The sequence below is a fragment of the Paenibacillus prosopidis genome (genome assembly GCF_003337375.1).
Lineage (GTDB): Bacteria > Bacillota > Bacilli > Paenibacillales > Paenibacillaceae > Pristimantibacillus > Pristimantibacillus prosopidis.
Map to the genome: position 1 here is coordinate 200,028 of NZ_QPJD01000005.1, position 15,743 is coordinate 215,770.

At 48.6% G+C, this 15,743-nt stretch carries 15 protein-coding genes; 5 read left to right on the forward strand and 10 right to left on the reverse strand.

Annotation, left to right across the window (positions count from 1 at the left end):
• Positions 1-145: 145 nt before the first annotated feature.
• The 3 genes from DFP97_RS09405 to DFP97_RS30680 all read left to right on the forward strand — a co-directional run bounded on the left by DFP97_RS09405 (position 146) and on the right by DFP97_RS30680 (position 1,472).
• Positions 146-1,006 (forward strand): AraC family transcriptional regulator, encoded by an 861-nt coding sequence (locus DFP97_RS09405; RefSeq protein ID WP_181873431.1) that lies wholly within the window; start codon positions 146-148, stop codon positions 1,004-1,006.
• 93 nt (positions 1,007-1,099) lie between these two features.
• Positions 1,100-1,267 (forward strand): hypothetical protein, encoded by a 168-nt coding sequence (locus DFP97_RS30675; RefSeq protein WP_181873432.1) that lies wholly within the window; start codon positions 1,100-1,102, stop codon positions 1,265-1,267.
• Between the two features lie 52 nt (positions 1,268-1,319).
• The gene (locus DFP97_RS30680) at positions 1,320-1,472 is read left to right on the forward strand and encodes a hypothetical protein (RefSeq protein WP_181873455.1); all 153 of its coding nucleotides are present in this window, start codon (positions 1,320-1,322) and stop codon (positions 1,470-1,472) included.
• A gap of 195 nt (positions 1,473-1,667) precedes the next feature.
• Here DFP97_RS30680 and DFP97_RS09410 read toward each other — a convergent pair whose 3' ends face one another.
• A complete protein-coding gene (locus DFP97_RS09410) occupies positions 1,668-2,630 on the reverse strand; it encodes a DMT family transporter (protein WP_114379743.1) in 963 nt (320 codons plus the stop codon).
• Positions 2,631-2,772: 142 nt separating this feature from the next.
• Complete coding sequence (locus tag DFP97_RS09415) at positions 2,773-3,546, reverse strand: MerR family transcriptional regulator (protein ID WP_114379744.1); 774 nt, start codon at positions 3,544-3,546, stop codon at positions 2,773-2,775.
• Between the two features lie 166 nt (positions 3,547-3,712).
• On the opposite strand from DFP97_RS09415, the gene DFP97_RS09420 reads away from it, so the two are divergent.
• Complete coding sequence (locus tag DFP97_RS09420) at positions 3,713-4,894, forward strand: acyltransferase (RefSeq protein WP_114379745.1); 1,182 nt, start codon at positions 3,713-3,715, stop codon at positions 4,892-4,894.
• A gap of 39 nt (positions 4,895-4,933) precedes the next feature.
• On the opposite strand, the gene DFP97_RS09425 is transcribed toward DFP97_RS09420, so the two are convergent.
• The 3 genes from DFP97_RS09425 to DFP97_RS09435 form a co-directional block, all read right to left on the reverse strand.
• Positions 4,934-5,617: a DNA alkylation repair protein gene (locus DFP97_RS09425; protein WP_114379746.1), complete on the reverse strand. Its 684-nt coding sequence runs from the start codon at positions 5,615-5,617 to the stop codon at positions 4,934-4,936.
• Between the two features lie 24 nt (positions 5,618-5,641).
• Positions 5,642-6,259, reverse strand: a complete 618-nt coding sequence (locus DFP97_RS09430; protein ID WP_114379747.1) for a DNA-3-methyladenine glycosylase family protein — start codon at positions 6,257-6,259, stop codon at positions 5,642-5,644.
• Between the two features lie 94 nt (positions 6,260-6,353).
• Positions 6,354-6,563: a hypothetical protein gene (locus tag DFP97_RS09435; RefSeq protein WP_114379748.1), complete on the reverse strand. Its 210-nt coding sequence runs from the start codon at positions 6,561-6,563 to the stop codon at positions 6,354-6,356.
• Between the two features lie 229 nt (positions 6,564-6,792).
• On the opposite strand from DFP97_RS09435, the gene DFP97_RS09440 reads away from it, so the two are divergent.
• Positions 6,793-6,987, forward strand: a complete 195-nt coding sequence (locus tag DFP97_RS09440; RefSeq protein ID WP_114379749.1) for a hypothetical protein — start codon at positions 6,793-6,795, stop codon at positions 6,985-6,987.
• On the opposite strand, the gene DFP97_RS09445 is transcribed toward DFP97_RS09440, so the two are convergent.
• The 5 genes from DFP97_RS09445 to DFP97_RS09465 all read right to left on the reverse strand — a co-directional run bounded on the left by DFP97_RS09445 (position 6,979) and on the right by DFP97_RS09465 (position 15,718).
• Positions 6,979-7,254: a hypothetical protein gene (locus DFP97_RS09445; protein ID WP_114379750.1), complete on the reverse strand. Its 276-nt coding sequence runs from the start codon at positions 7,252-7,254 to the stop codon at positions 6,979-6,981. The two genes, DFP97_RS09440 and DFP97_RS09445, sit on opposite strands and share 9 nt — an antisense overlap.
• 282 nt (positions 7,255-7,536) lie before the next feature.
• On the reverse strand, positions 7,537-8,238 hold the full coding sequence (locus tag DFP97_RS09450; protein WP_114379751.1) for a GDSL-type esterase/lipase family protein: 702 nt from the start codon (positions 8,236-8,238) through the stop codon (positions 7,537-7,539).
• An 89-nt stretch (positions 8,239-8,327) separates the two neighbouring features.
• Positions 8,328-10,289 carry a beta-galactosidase trimerization domain-containing protein gene (locus DFP97_RS09455; protein ID WP_114379752.1) on the reverse strand — a complete coding sequence of 654 codons (1,962 nt, stop codon included), beginning with the start codon at positions 10,287-10,289 and terminating at the stop codon, positions 8,328-8,330.
• A gap of 16 nt (positions 10,290-10,305) precedes the next feature.
• Positions 10,306-11,598, reverse strand: coding sequence for a Gfo/Idh/MocA family protein (locus tag DFP97_RS09460; protein ID WP_114379753.1), 1,293 nt, complete (start codon positions 11,596-11,598; stop codon positions 10,306-10,308).
• 19 nt (positions 11,599-11,617) lie between these two features.
• Positions 11,618-15,718, reverse strand: coding sequence for an alpha-L-fucosidase (locus DFP97_RS09465; RefSeq protein ID WP_114379754.1), 4,101 nt, complete (start codon positions 15,716-15,718; stop codon positions 11,618-11,620).
• Positions 15,719-15,743 lie beyond the last annotated feature (25 nt).

Sequence of the window (15,743 nt, forward strand, 5' to 3'; positions counted from 1 at the left end):
TCCGCCTCTTTTCTAGCAGATTCGTTATCTCCTTCATTATAAAAAACAATATCCATGCATGAAATATTCAATAATAGCTTATTTGTACTCTTTTTTGATATTTGCTACAATCAGGCTGATTAACACTGCGAATGAGGTGCTCCTAATGAATCCGTATCGCAAAAAATTCGATGCAATGACCGCTTTTCCATTCGAATGCGTGTACCGGGATACGAAAAGCGCTCAAAACGAGCTGCCCGACCATTTCCATGATTGGTACGAGGTTGTTTTTATTTACAGCGGCAAGGGCACTTTTTTTATTGATCAAACGTTTTATGATGCCGTACCGGGCGATGTTTTCATGATACCCGGCAACACGATTCACCGTTCGTTTCCCGATCCGGAAGATCCGAAAACATCAACCGCCCTGTTCTTCAACGCGTCACTCGTGCACAATCCGCCGCTTGGCGATTCTTTCTCTTATTTGCGCTGCTTCGAGCAGGCCAAACGCCGGAAAGCCTATAAGCTGTCGGCAGGCGCTGATGAGAAGCGGCAATTGGTCATGCTGATCGAAAACATCCATATGGAGGAAACGAACAAGAAGCCAGGCTATCGTCAGGCTATCCTTCTGCAGCTTCAACAAATTTTGCTGCTCCTCGGCCGGACCATAAACCCGACTGATGAGAATCAAGCAGTCTCGACTGCCCTTCCAAGCTGGATGACAGGCATTTTGACTTACATCGACGAGCACCCGGGCAGCCCTCTTGGCTTGGCCCAGCTTGCAAAACAAGCTTCCGTAACGCCTGCCCATTTCTCCCGCGCGTTCAAAAAGCTGACCGGACTAAACGTTACGGAATACGTCACGACAAAACGTATTATTCGAGCTAAAGAGCTGCTGATCGAGACAGACGCGAACATCTCTGATATTGCCGAGCGATGCGGCTTCGAAAGCCTTCCCCATTTTCACCGCATGTTCAAGAAGCTGACCGGGATGACCCCCGCCCATTATAAAAAGAACGAAAACTGATTCAAATGACGGTTATTAATCGCCGATACAGTTTGTCCTCCTCCCTCATAAGCTGTTATAGCACACTCAATCTTACTTTGAGGGAGGTCATCCATGTTACGGTCTAAAGTAGAAACGTATAAGTATCGCGTCGGGAAAAACACCTATATCGTCATCAACATTAATCAATTAGCGGCAGCTAATGCGGAACAAGGTAACGTGCTCGCAAGCAATGCTTTAAACGTGCAAATTCTGAAGAAGTCAAAACGTAAACGCCGCTAGCTGTTTTTCTCCCGGTATTCTCATGCCCATATGCATGAAAGGGGGTGAAGAAATGGCAAAAAAATCTTCTATAAACTTTGGTAAAGTTAAGAAAGACAACACGAAAATTAAATTCAAGCAAGGAGCAAGCGCCTCCGTCGGATCAAACGGCAACGCCTTTGCAATCAACGCGTCCGATGTAGCTGTCGTCCGGATTCGTCCGTAATAATAAGTAACGTTAACGTTATTCAGCAGTCTTATTTCATCTGCCAAGTAAAAAGGCAGCACCTCTGTGGTCTGTGAACTATGACCTTAAGGGGCTGCCTTTTTTTGTTATTTTTCCTGTTCGAGGATCAGCGGCGGAACATAGAACTAATTTCTCGCTCTGTTTGAGTCCTGCTTGAACGCCTGCGACGTCTGCTTACGCTCCAAACAGCCGCATCAGCAATATTCCCGCAAAAGCAAGCGTAATGCCTGTAATCTCAGCTTTCGTAAAGCGTTCTTTCACGACAAACCGCGTATAGAGCAGCACAATAAGTACATTAAGCGCTGTAACAGCCGATACGAGACCGGCTTTGCCGAGGTCGAACGCCGTCACGATCAGCATCATGCCGAACGCGTTCGTCGTGCCAACTGCAAGGCCAATGAGAAACGTCCGTTTACCGCTCCATACGACAGTGTTTTTTTCCGCTGTTTCACCAGGAATATACTGCGACACATGTACCTTACTGCCCGCAGAGCCTGCGCTTTGAAGCGCTAACCCGTTCCTGCTCCGCTCCCCGCTCGCCCTACGCTCCTTCTGCAAATCGCGCAGCCACCAGATGCCAAAACAGATCGCTCCTGTCATAAACATGTAGAACATCGTCGCGAACAGATCAGCCTCCATGATCGTCGACCACTTGCCCGACAAATCATTCCCGGCGAACAGCAGCATAGCGAGCAAGCCCCACTGCGCGCCTTGCAAATTGCTAAGCGAAATATCGTTTGAGAGCCGGACTAGCAATACGCCGGCAATGATAATGACAAATGCGATGAGCTGCATCGCATGCAGCTTCTCGTCCCAGAGCGCATAGGCGATAATAACGACAACGACCGAGGGCAGCGCCGTTAAAATCGCTACGAGCGATGCCTTGCCAACCGCGAAGCCTTTGAACATGCTCGCATTCGCGCCGAATGAAAACAGTCCCATCTGCACCCCGATAAGCGCTGCAGCCGTCCAATTGGATGAGAAGGTAAGCGCGCACAGGATGTTAACCAGAGCTCCCATACTGAATGTACCGCAAAGCAATAAATTGCGGTTGACCGGCTTTTGACTCGTCCAGTGATACAGGATCCCCCGCAAGCCAAAGCATATGGCGGCGAACACCGAATAAGTGAGCCACATAAGAGGAAAAAGCCCCTTTCCCTAAATCAAGCCGTTGCTAATGATAAACAGAACAGTACTTATCATAACAAGCGGAATTGATTTTGTCTTTAAGGAAAGGGGCTATTTTCATATTAGGAAATTCTGTTTCATAACCTCACGCTTACTTCTTACCGGCCTCCAAACGGTCACAGTACACATGCATTGCGTCGCGCAGGAATACAGCGAGGCCGTCTTGGTACTTGTCGATATTTTTCGTAAAGCGCTCATCATAGACGTACAAATCGCCAAGTCCGCGGAATATTTCCGGCGTGCAGTCATAGTAAGCGGATGTGATGTGGCTTCGGAATTGATCCACATACTTCTGAACCTCTTCGTCTGCAGGACCTTTGTGCATAGCGCCAATAATGCCCCGATAAATTGCTTCGCTTTCGGCATGGATCCGTTTCCAGTCCTCTTCCTTATAGGCAGCCGTTCGCTGGGCCGATTGCTTATACGCATCCGTATGCCCGTATTTCTCCTTCACCTCCTGCTCATACTGCTTCTGATGCTCCTCGATTTTCTTCATATCAAACGGCTCGAACATCTCTTGCTTTGACATGGTTCTTCCTCCCTCGATCGATTGAAGCGTTTGTTCAACCGACGCTAAAATGTTTTCGAGGCGATGCTTTTTTTGCTCCAGCAATTGCTTATGGGTATGCAGCGCTTTCCGTCGGTCAAAGCCCGGGTTATCCAGAATCGCCCTAATTTCCTGCAGCGGGAACTCCAGCTCCTTGAAAAATAAAATTTGCTGCAGACGGGCCAAATCGTCTTCGCTGTACAGCCGGTAGCTGTTATCCCCTACCTCGGCCGGCTTAAGCAAACCGATGCTGTCGTAATGGTGCAGCGTTCGGACGCTGATACCTGCAAGCTTCGCTACTTCATTTATTTTGTACATCGCAATCACCTCTTGATCATTATGCTAAACTATGACGCAACGTTAGAGTCAATGGTCAAAAAAATAAAAGTATTGGCTGAAATTGGGTATGACCGTATAATAGCGAGAGCGGCTTTCGAGGGATCGAACACACCGCACTCATTCTGCATAAAACAAGGGGATTGAAATGGCACAAGCTGCAAAAAGACCGTATTTGCCCGAGCTCGATATCGTTAGAGCATTCGGCATCATGGCGGTCGTTATGATTCACGCCACATCATCGATCGTGGTCCGCTATGATCACCATTCCACGCTGTACCCGCTGTACGTCTTTTTAAACATTTTCTCCAAATTCGCGGTGCCTGTTTTCATTTTTTTAAGCGGCTTTGTCCTGTTTTACAACTATTACGACAAATCGTTTACGGCAAAAACGATCGGCGGCTTTTATAAAAAACGAATGGGCAAAATTATTATTCCGTTCCTGTTTTTTTCGTTCTTCTATTTTGGCGCGACCAGACTGGTCCAATTCGGCTTTACTGACGTACAAACGTTTATAGGCTACTTTACTTCATGGAGCTTCCTTGAGAAGCTGCTCATTGGCAAAACGTATACGCATCTTTATTTTGTCGTCATTATTATTCAATTTTATGTACTCGCTCCGTTCATGCTGTATGCGGTCAAACGGTTTCCGGCGCTCGGCAAGCATATGGTATGGATTGGTCTTATGACGCAGTGGCTGTTTATTTATAAGCTTGCCAATGTGTTCGATCTTATCAACCGCGGCAGTTATGCGTTTACTTATATGTTTTATTTTGCGGCAGGGGCGTTTATTGGTATTTATTATATGAAGCTTGTCGATTGGATTAAAGTAACGAAGCAGCATGCTTCCCCGCAAAAAATAACAGCGTGGATCGTATTGTGGACGTTGTTTATGACGACCAGCCTGGCTGAAGTATATCTATATTACCGGTTTTATATGGATGGAAGATTTATGATGAGTTCAAAGCTGCTCGAGCTGATAAACGAGGTACACTGCGTAACTGCGGGCATCGTGCTCATCCAACTGTCTTATTGGATCTATGATGCGTGGAATCAAACGGCCGTCAAAGCGCTTATACATATCGGAGCTACCTCTTTCGGCATCTATTTGATTCATCCCATTGTGCTGTATATTTACAGAGAGATCAATGTGGGAGGAAATTCGATTATTTTCCATTTATGGGCAGCAGGCGGCTTCGTGCTGGCGATGCTCATCCCATGGCTTTTCGTCTCGTTATGCGCACCATTCAAGTGGCATTGGATCTTGTTCGGCCCGCTTCCGTCAAAGAAGAAGCCCGGAGCGACGAAGCAGCCTAGTATTGAAGCATAGAATGACTTAATAGACCACTTTGGTTAAGGTGGTCTATTTTTATTTTCGTTTCATGCCGCGAATCATATTTTTTGTTTCCTGATTCACGCGTATAGACTCTGTAATCTTTTGCAGCGCTTTGTTGTAGGTGATATTGTCCAGCGAATTGTTTTTTAAGTAGATCATTGTAGGTTCAGGAAGCTTCACACAACAGATGGATAGTGCCCAAGCAACCGCCATCTTGACATAGTAACCCTTGTGCTTGATGCCGTCCAACAGCTGTAACACTCTACCAATGTATTCTTCATCAATATAGAAATCAAGAAGCATCACCACGCCAAATCGGATATCGTATTCATTGTCGGACAATAGATAGGGCTGCAGAAAATCCCATACTTGTTTCCTATTCGTATTGGTGAACTTTAGCCCCGTACAAAAACTGTCGCATATCGACCAATTATCGATTTTAGGGACAAAATCAGCGACATATCGAAGGATTTCTTCGATATCTGTTTTTACATAGCCGATGACCATGCCTTGCAGCATGGTTTCTTCAAAATACTCACTTTCGGCCTGTTCAAGATAGGTACGCCAATCCCCTCTTGCAATTTGCTTGGCCAGCTTGCGCAGCATGGGCAGCCGGACACCTAATACATTATTGATATTCGGAATCAGTGCCGCTGAAAATTTTTGATACTCCCGGTCAGCCCAATCAAATAACTTTTCTTTAATCGTTAGTTCCACGGAATGACTCCTTGTCGCTTGATTTTATTCAAATGAAATTGCCCACAAGTATATAGAAGCAACTGAGCCTAATGGGGAGTATCGAAGACGGTATTGTTCAAACTGCTCTTTCGTAAGATTATGATGACCATACAACTTCATCATTCCGCGGCGAATGGCGATATCGCCCCAACTGACTACATCGCGGCGCTCCATTGAGTTGATAAGCAGCATTTCGGCCGTCCATTTGCCAACGCCCTTTAACGTCATCAGCTCTTTGATAACCTCTGCATCTGACATGCCATGAAGCTCCTCCAATTGAAAAGCGCCTTGCGATATGGTTTGGGCAATATTTTGAATGCAAACTGCCTTTTTCATCGTCATACCGCATTTTTGAATATCATCGGCACTCTGCATGGCCATATTTTGCGGAGAGATTTCTCCAAATTGACCCTGCATTCGTTCCCAAATGGTATGGACGGCCTTAACCGAAATCAACTGGCCCACAATAGCATATACGAGCGCAGCAAACAGGTCGGGAATGATGACACGTTCGACCCTTCCCATTCGCGACATCGCTGCCCCAAGCGCTGCATCAACGCTTTTTAAGTAATCTATTTCTTCTTGCCCGTAGTCAAAATTCTTTGTTTTAACGGTTCCCATAACAATAATATACCTCACCAGGCTCGATATGTACGAATATTCGAATATAATAGCAAGATATCGAAACGAGCAAGGTAATCGGAATTTATATTCATTAAGGAGTAGTAACCTCGTCGGTTACCGTCGGATCAGCGTTAGATGCGGGAGCGTTATTCGACTCCTCCTCACTTGTTACATTCGTATTGCCGTCGTTATTCCCATCCGTATTGTTATTGCAAGCGGAGGCGGTAAAGACGATAACCGTGCTCATGGCAGCGATTAAAATCAGTTTGGCTGTGCTGCGGTTTTTTACTGTTTTGTTCATTGTAATGTCCCCTTTCAACTGGTTGTTTTGTTTTCTTAATCTCTATATAACCAGCAGGGTGAAAATGAAACATTAGTAAGACCACATTTTTATCCATCAACTAATATGCGAGCTTAAACAATGAAATAGGAGTCGCTTTTTTAGCTGGAATCTGGGTTTATCCTCCACTTGTATACGCATTAGCCTTCTGATAACCTGAGCAAATTAGATTAGAAACGAGGTCAATACCATGTGGATTATTATAGTTATCTTTTTTTTACTATTCTTCTTTATTGCTGTTTACGGCATTTCACTCATGGCTGTAAAAGATTCAGACCTTGCAAAGTCTGTTGAAAACTTAAACCTTGAGGTAGCTTCCCTTAAAGATGAATTGAGCTCTCTAAAAGCTTCAATTAAGACTAAAGAGTTCACAGATTCACAATGAAGTTGCTAACTTAAACAAAGAGATTGCAACCACAATTATTCCAATTAAGAAAGTCAATATAGATGTAATTGTACTAAAGTTCCAATTTATAGCTTTATCCACTATAAACCCCCATATCAAATACCAAAATGGGGTCATATTTGAAGACTTGTATTCCCCATACTCTTTTGCATGTCTAATTGCGCCTTGAATATCGTCGTACGCTTTAGAACCTCCAACCAACATTAATCCTAAACCAACTAATAATCCAATTAACCAGTCGTTCATTTCATATGACTCCCGTCTAAAAAATCATTTAGTGGAATTTATACCACCACTTTCTTGTCATTAAATTTCCTAAAGTTACCAATTCATTTTTTTGAATTATTATTTCGCAATAGTTAAAAAAATTCATGTAGTTTCGCTCTGCTCAGAAGTAATCAATAAGGTTTTTATTACGTTGACAGACTATTAGTTGGAAAAGATTAAAAAGCCGCCATCACTGGCAGCTTCGGTCGTAAAGGAGTGTCCTTGATTACCGTCCATAATCATTAGAGCACTGTTGAATGATCATAGCGCAATACCATGTCTAGAAAGCTCTCCTTGCAAAACTTTCGCGAGAACGTTATATCCGAATATGTCCAAGTGAAGCCCGTCATAGGTCAGCTCGCTCCGAAGCGTGAGTCCGTCCGGTTCACACATTCTTTTATGATAGTCAACATAAATCAGATTGTTCCGGGAGCAATATGCGTTTAGCTGTTCGTTGATCCTGCGAATCAGACGGTTTCTGATTTCCATTGAATCGTGATTCGTCATGCCGTTCGGAAGAATTGAACATAGAATGGGGATTATCCTATGCTCACGGGCGATACGGACCATTTCAACGATATTTGTTACGATCGTGGGCTCAATCTGTTCAGCATTCAAGCGATCCAGCGGATTTTGCGCATCAAGCGTCCAGGTGTCATTGATGCCAATCTTGATGACCGCATATTGCGGCTTCAATTGGATCACATCCGCATCAAACCGCTTCAGAACGGCGGAGCTCGTATCTCCGCCGATTCCCCTGTTCACGATTTTCATCCCCGATTGATTGAAATGGGTATGCACATCCCAGAAATGCGTAATCGAATCTCCGATGAAAACAAAATCAACCGGTACTTGATGATAAAGCAGCGCCTCGTTATGCAAATCCAGTTCCGCTCTCCGCTCTCCGGAGTAAACCGTACCGGAATGCTCCGGGCGGATCATCGGATACCGTTCCTTTTCCATCTTCCTCATCTCCCGTTTGTAAAATTTCAACGCTTTCATAAGAAAAGGGAACGATCGATATCGACCGTTCCCTTCTCGAATGAACGAACTTATACATCAATGACGATCATCTGATGACAATCGAGCTTCGGTACCGTATAGTTCACCGTATTATCATGCTGCTCGAAGGCCAGCGGCATCATCTGCGGCGCGAGATAGACGTGTTTGGCGGTCTCCCGCAGCCGAACCTGCACCTGTACGTCGTAGATTGGCACGATATCCTCAATGACTTCAATGCTTTTGCCGCGGCGAACCGGGACGGCATAGAGCAGATGGTTGACATACCGGCTTGATCCGGCCTGCCGCTGCAGGGTCACAATGCCTTGCGCAGGCAGGTTCGTACGAAGCGTCCTATCAGGCAGCAGCCTATTCAAAGCATACAAAACCGTTTCTTTCAAAATAAGGCTGCCCTTGGAGGCGTAATCCTCAAATACGTTCCAAGCGATATACATGCCATTATCGCTTTCAATCATGCCGGGTCCGCCATATTTGCCGGAGGAAGGCGCATGCTGGTGCGAGCAGAACGTAAAGACATCCCGGTTGAAGTATGGATTTTCACGCGCACCAAGCTCCTTCCCGCCTTTTAATGATACCTTCTGTCCTTGGCCGTAAAAGACGAATGCCGCTTTGCCTAGCGGCGGAATATCAACATGCGGACGGAAGTAATCCGGACTATATTCATTCCTTCCCTCCCAGTTGACGCCAAGGTCGATGGCGAATGCATCTCCCGTTTCATTCAGGCCGGAACGCCCGGTAGCCAAAACCTTCCCGCCCTGCTTGAAGAAATCGTTCAGCTTCAAGGCAAGCGAAGCGTTCAGCGTCACCTCATCAGGTAAAATAAGCAGCTTGTATACTGAAAAATCCGCTTCCATATCAATGACGTCATACAGAATTTTACCTTCCAGCAGCATCCTCGCTGCGCCTGTGTCCGGATCGCCATTCATGCCGTCATTGCCAAATCTCTTTCCCAACGTAACTGCTTCGAGTGACAACAGGGCGACGTCGGCAACATTTTGCGTATCTGAACACCAAAGCTCCTTACGCTCCACTTCGTCGTATGCGGCTCCGATCAACCGGTACGTCGCTTCATCCATAACACCAGCAGGATGGAGCTGATCGCCGATCGAGCACCTCGCTCCATTTGCGATGTTGAGCGCGGTTTCATACCGCAGCGCATTCGGATGCTTATAGCCGCCGAACTCCCCCCACGTCGTATGAAACTTGCCGGTCATGCCGAGAAAAGGCATGCCGAGCGTCTGCGAATACCGTGCGGACAACGGAAAATGGTCGTATCCCCAGCCGCCTGTCGGTAACGACTCCAACTCCAGATGCGTGTTCATCCCCGCCAAATCCCGCCGTCCGCGCCTAATATGACCGCCGTTATGGAAAATATTCATTCCGGGCTTGATTGCATGAACGGCTTCCTTGATCCTGCCCGTATAATTTGCGTAAACCTGCTCACCCAGCATTTTAACCGCCATTTCATCCCGCGGGTCCAGCCCCTGTTCACGAAGCGACGATACGCAATACTGACAGTAGCACATCTGTACCCCGACAATGTCCAGGAAAATCCCATCAGCATCGTAGTTCCGAACAACTTCCTCCACCTGGTTAACCAGTACGCCGAGATATGGCGTATTCATGCAAAAACCATGATAACCGGGCTGCATAAAACTGTATGTCCGGTCGTCAATATCGCGGCTCAGCCAGTCAACGCGGCGCCTCGAAAGCTTCTCATCCAAACCAGCCGATAAATATACCGGCGTTTTGACGTCAATTTCGTGCGCCGCTTCGATCATTGCCCCGAGCAGATCGAATTTCAAGCCTGGGTGCATTTCGTTTACCTTGGACGGATGATAAGCCCAGCCATGGTGGCACTTGGAAAATACGGTGATGGAATCGACATGCCCAAGCTTAAGCATTTCCTGGAATTGATGCTTGGAAAAAGAGCCGCCGATGCACGATATCGCTTCTGACGTATGGAAATCAAGATGAACCTGCCGAAATCTCATATGGATGATGCCTCCCTTACGCGGTAATATCCGGAATGCCTTCATCAATAATTGAATGGGTTTCCGAAAACTTCTTCATATCGATGACACGCTTCTCGAGTCGCGACCGCTCCGCGGCGAATGCCATCATATGGCTTTGCACGGATTTCGCGGCCGAAGTCAACACTTCGGATTGCCCGCTGCTGCGGATGACGCGCAGAAAATCTTTCATAAGCCCGTAATCGCCGCCACCGTGCCCGACGTGCCCGCCCGGATCGCCAAGCGTAATCACTTCGCGCTTGCCCGTACCAAAATGGACGATTTCGATTTCATTCTTCTCCATAGCTCCGCGGATTTCACCGGTCGTGCCAAGCAGCTTAATGGTCCTGGTACACTCATCCGTAAAGGCGCTCATCGAAAACATGGCCGTCACTTCGTTCGCGAATTCCATGTTGACTACCTGATGGTCGACAACGTCGTTGTCGCAATGATAAACGCATCGTCCGTAAGGCCCTTCCTGCAGCGCTTTGTACCGGGCCTCATAGCTCAAATCGTCGCTCATCGCCTGTGCCAGCCACCCCGGATCAGAGGTTAAATACCATTTTGGAGCATAGTAAGGACATTCGTCCGCAACCGGGCAGCCGTCGAGACAACGCTCCGGAGCGCCGGCCGGCGCTTGATCGGCCTTAAAGTGAGACAGCGCTCCGAAGGAGGAAATGCTTACGCAATCATCGCCTGCCAGCCATAGCAAAATATCCAAGTCATGACATGACTTTGCCAATATCATCGGGCTTGACGTTTTCGAATCGCGCCAGTTTCCTCTTACGAAGCTGTGCGCTTGATGCCAGTACCCGACATTTTCGTTATGCTGGATGGACATCAGGCGGCCGATGACGCCGTCTTCAAGCAGCTGTTTGAGCGTCCGGAAAAACGGTGTATACCGCAGGACGTGGCAGATCGTTAGCACCCGGCCATATTTGTCCGCCTGCTCCTTCATCCGGATGCATTCTTCCAAACTCGGAGACATCGGTTTTTCGAGCAGCACATGATAACCCGCCTCCAGCGCGCGCATCGTCGGCTCGAAGTGCATGTTGTCCTGCGTGCAAATAATGACGGCATCGGCAAGCTTCGGGCGGGAAAGAAATTCCCGCCAGTCGCCGAAGCACTGTTCCTCCGTTAGTCCGTGCAGTCGCTTAAATCCGTCTACCCGATCCCTATTCGGATCGGCGACTGCAACCAGTTTCATCTCATGCCCGTTCTTCAGGCCGTAGCCTGTATAGACACCGCCGCGAAGGCCTGCCCCGATTAAAGCAACCGTTAACTGCTTCATGTCCATACTCCTCTCACCTTTATTCACCGTAAAATTGAACTTCGGCCACGTTCGTATACCCATTGGCCGGACTTACATAACGGATCCAGCGGTACGTACCCGGATTATCCACCTTAATATTGTTCCATGTCGACAGCGGAACGGTATTGATGGTTGCGAGATCGACAAACCCCTCGTCCGGCCCTTCGTTTGAGCCCTGGAATTTACCGCCAAGCATCCGTCCTTCAAAGTAGATGCGAGGATAGAAGCGGATATACGTCACCTGCTGCGCATTTCCTTCGCCGAGATCGAGTCCGGCGTAGCCGTCGCTTGGTCCGAGATAGTCATAGTAGGTGTTAATTTTTCCGTCAAACACTTTATCGAACGTGCTGTATGGATCATAGGTCGGCTCCTTGCCGTACGCCTCTCCGAGCAGCGGAATGCCCGGCATCGCCTGCGGTATTCCGTCCACGTTGAGTACAATGACCGAATCGGAAGTATCCGGTGCCTCGAGCGGCACAGAAATGACCGTTTGCTCGCCATCCACGGTATACGTATATTCGGTAGACTCGTCATTAATCGGATAGATCCGGACGATTTCATTCAGCAGGGACGGAATAATAAGCTGTCCGTCTGCCGGCCATTTCGCCACATGCAAGTACAGCTTGCCGCGCTTGGAAGTCGCGTCCCCCCAGGACTGGGTCTCCGTATAAACACTCGCCTTAGCGTCATAGATACTGTCGCCGTTCAAGCTCAACCAATCCCCGATTTGCTTCAACACCGTTTCGCTTTCTTCCGGCAGCGTGCCGTCCGGCTTCGGACCTGCACCGAGCAGCAGGTTCCCTCCTGCGGATACGGCTTCAGCCAAGTCGTTTACGATGCCTCCGGCCGATTTCCAGCTGCTGTCATACGACACATAGCCGTAGCTGTCATTCAACGGGATCCGGTTTTCTTTCGGAAGCTCCGCCGTAGAATCACTTTGCTCCTCTGTATTGAAGTCACCAATACCGCCGCCGATACCGCTGCTTACGACGATTCCCGATTTCAAGGTGCGGACATATTTATATAACGATTTCGCGTCATCCTCCGTCCACCAACCGCCGTCCGAGCCGTCGAACCAAATCAGGTCGGGACTCACATTCTCGATCAGTTCGCGAAGCTGCTCTTTCATTTCCGACACATACGTATCCTTCGCTCCGTCTGCCATCGTTGTTGTGCCGTCGGCATTGCGCGTTTGAGACTGGTGATACCAGTCGGAGATCGAATAATAGATGCCGAATTTCAGTCCTTGCTTCTTGCTTTCGGCCGCTAATGCGGCGACCGGATCTTTGTTATCCTTCTCTTTACCGTAAGCACTCGTTCCCATAATGCTAAAATCACTGAAAACGTTCACCTTCGTATCGTACATGCTGAAACCGTCGCGGTCTTTAGCGGTTACGACGATATATTTCTCACCGGCCGCTTTCGCCGCGGCCACCCACTTCTGCGCGTCGAACGAAGTCGGATTGAACGGTTTGGCCGCCAGATTAAGATAATCTTCTTTCGAAATGTCCGCCCAGTTCATAATCAGTTCTCCGGCCGCCTGCTCCTGCGTCTGTCCGTTGTAAGTGCCGGCCAGCTGGGTGAAAGCGCCAAAGCGGAATAAGCCTCCGAAGCGCGCGTTTGTATACCATTGCGTTCTTCGTTCCTTCGCCTCAGCCGACTCTTCGTCAGAATTCGTTCCGAATACGAACCAATTCAAGTACAGATTCGTTTCGGACGGGAAAACCAAATATAAATCGTGAATGCCCGAAACATAGGATACAGAAGCGTACTGCTCTTGGAATATGTTACCGCCGCCGGTCGACTGAGGATTCAATACGCCGATCAGGCGGCCGTCCGCCGCGTCTAGCCGTATTTCGATCGGCTGATCGCCGGTATCACCGTCAAAAGCGATCGAAGCCATAAAGGAATCGTAAAAGCCGCCGTTGAAATCGACGCGGTCATACTTGACCCAGCTGCCCGCCTTGATGTTCCCAATGGATGTATTGTCCGGCGAGATGTCATTTTCCAACTGGATGCCGCCTTTTTTATCGCTGTATTCATGAGCTTGAATAACCGCATTGGCGGAAACTTTGGCATTATTCGGCGAAGCCGTATAGAACTCGACTTCCGCCATATTGGTATAGCCGTTATCCGGGCTTACATAACGCAGAAAGCGGTAAGGGGTCGCATCCTTCACCGGCACCTCCGTCCAGCCGTTGTCAGCCGTCCAATTGACAGTAAAGAGATCGACGAATCCTTTATCCGGACCTTCGTTCGAGCCTTGGAATTTGCCGCCCGTTACCCGGGCCGTATAATCGAGCCTCGGCAGGAAGCGGATTTTATTTACCGTCTTGGCGTTCCCTTCGCCCAGATCGATTCCCGTATAACCGTCATTCGGGTTTACGTAATCGAAAAAGGTGCCGGGTTCGCCGTCAAAAGCCTTATCATACGTACTGCTGCCATCGTAACCGGGCGCTGTCCCGAACGGCGTGCCCGTCAGCTTCTCGCCTCCGTATGGCGCATATTCCGGGATGCCCGGAGCCGTTCCGATCCGGTCGACGCGGGATTCGAAGTCGGCTGTTGTCGCAGATAATGGCCCACCCCAGATTCGTTCAGCCATCGCTTCCCTCGGCCGACGGTTAAACCATTCGAAATAATCGTCCGACAGACGCGGTCCCATCCATCCTCCCGTCCAGTTGGAGAGACTGAAACCGATCAGCTTCGGATCCTGCGGTATCGTCCAAGTTTTATAGACGCGGTTGGAGTCCGTCGGATATCCCGGCGGGTCTGTAGGTCCCGTATAAAGTACGACTTCGTCGGAGTTCACGACGTCGTAACCCATCTCCGTATATTTAAGCGGTGAGCCGCGCCAAGCTTCGACGATGATGTCCTTATCCGGTTGCAGGTCATTCTCTTGTTCTATATCCCACCAGTTCCAGATCATCGTACGTTTTCCGTACGATTTCACAAGGTCGTTTATCTCATTGGTGAAATCAACGAACACGTCGGCCCGTTTCTTGAAGCCACGATCATTGGCATATTGGATAATCTCCGGACTGAGGGCGGTCTTCGCATCCGTCTGATACTCATCGCCTCCGATATGGAAGATCGGCCCGTCAAACAGTGGAAGAAACTCCTTAAGCAGCCCTTTCACCCATTCCCGGTTTTCCTCTCTCGTGATATCAATCGTCCATCCCGTATCGAAATGATCTCCGGTAGGAAATTTGAGATTCGGATTGTAATTGATCATCGCGGTGGCATGGCCGGGAACGTCAATTTCCGGAATGATCGTGATGTGATACTTCTTCGCCAGATCCTGCATCTCCCGGATATCCGCCTTGCTGTACGACTGACCCTCCGAAGCAAGCCCGGGGTACGTATCGCTCTCCAGGCGAAAGCCTTCTGCGTCGGTGAAATGAATGTGCAGCGTGTTCAACTTATGCCAAGCGATTTGCCGTATCATCTGCTCGATGTATCCTAGCGTGGCAAACGTATGCCCCGAATCGATCATGAACGAGCGGAAGCCCGTGTCCGGATAATCGTTTGCGGTGCCGCGGGGCAATGAACGGTGAGCGGGATCCTGCTTCAAAATCTGCAGCACGGTCTGCAAGCCGTAGAAGACACCCGTGTCGGTCTTGCCCTGAATCGTAATGCCATCCTCTATGTTCAGCGCGTAGCCTTCATCCTTTTTAACGGATTCGTCCAGTGTCAGAAACAAGTCCCCTGGCTTTGGCTCTTGCGAGACTTTGATAGACAACCTCATCCCCGACATCGTTTCCAGATCGTCCACGAACACCTCCGCGTCATCCTGCAGTTGATCCGCATAAACCGAATCGACAACCACCTGCGATTTTACCTCTAAGGAGAACGAGCCGGTTCCGCCGTTCCATTCACGCAAGGAAGGAACCACCTCGGGAACCGGATTTACACCGGTACTTACCAACGCCTGTTCGGTCCCGTCCGGCTCTGCGTTAGCCAGCGGGGAATAAGGGAATGAGAGCAAGCTCAATGACACTGCGAGCAGCGTAAAACAAAACTTACGAAGCCGTATTTTCGTATTCCTACCGTTCGGACTACCGTTCGGACTGACAATGCCGTTTTTCATGGATTTCAACATCGTTACCCTCCCATAATCAATTCAC

What these genes read in the sequence shown, in the direction of transcription:
- DFP97_RS09405 (WP_181873431.1), top strand. Translation starts at nt 146, where the DNA reads ATGAATCCGTATCGCAAAAAATTCGATGCAATGACCGCTTTTCCATTC.
- DFP97_RS30675 (WP_181873432.1), top strand. Translation starts at nt 1,100, where the DNA reads ATGTTACGGTCTAAAGTAGAAACGTATAAGTATCGCGTCGGGAAAAAC.
- DFP97_RS30680 (WP_181873455.1), top strand. Translation starts at nt 1,320, where the DNA reads ATGGCAAAAAAATCTTCTATAAACTTTGGTAAAGTTAAGAAAGACAAC.
- DFP97_RS09410 (WP_114379743.1), bottom strand. Translation starts at nt 2,630, where the DNA reads ATGTGGCTCACTTATTCGGTGTTCGCCGCCATATGCTTTGGCTTGCGG.
- DFP97_RS09415 (WP_114379744.1), bottom strand. Translation starts at nt 3,546, where the DNA reads ATGTACAAAATAAATGAAGTAGCGAAGCTTGCAGGTATCAGCGTCCGA.
- DFP97_RS09420 (WP_114379745.1), top strand. Translation starts at nt 3,713, where the DNA reads ATGGCACAAGCTGCAAAAAGACCGTATTTGCCCGAGCTCGATATCGTT.
- DFP97_RS09430 (WP_114379747.1), bottom strand. Translation starts at nt 6,259, where the DNA reads ATGGGAACCGTTAAAACAAAGAATTTTGACTACGGGCAAGAAGAAATA.
- DFP97_RS09435 (WP_114379748.1), bottom strand. Translation starts at nt 6,563, where the DNA reads ATGAACAAAACAGTAAAAAACCGCAGCACAGCCAAACTGATTTTAATC.
- DFP97_RS09440 (WP_114379749.1), top strand. Translation starts at nt 6,793, where the DNA reads ATGTGGATTATTATAGTTATCTTTTTTTTACTATTCTTCTTTATTGCT.
- DFP97_RS09445 (WP_114379750.1), bottom strand. Translation starts at nt 7,254, where the DNA reads ATGAACGACTGGTTAATTGGATTATTAGTTGGTTTAGGATTAATGTTG.
- DFP97_RS09450 (WP_114379751.1), bottom strand. Translation starts at nt 8,238, where the DNA reads ATGGAAAAGGAACGGTATCCGATGATCCGCCCGGAGCATTCCGGTACG.
- DFP97_RS09455 (WP_114379752.1), bottom strand. Translation starts at nt 10,289, where the DNA reads ATGAGATTTCGGCAGGTTCATCTTGATTTCCATACGTCAGAAGCGATA.
- DFP97_RS09460 (WP_114379753.1), bottom strand. Translation starts at nt 11,598, where the DNA reads ATGAAGCAGTTAACGGTTGCTTTAATCGGGGCAGGCCTTCGCGGCGGT.
- DFP97_RS09465 (WP_114379754.1), bottom strand. Translation starts at nt 15,718, where the DNA reads ATGTTGAAATCCATGAAAAACGGCATTGTCAGTCCGAACGGTAGTCCG.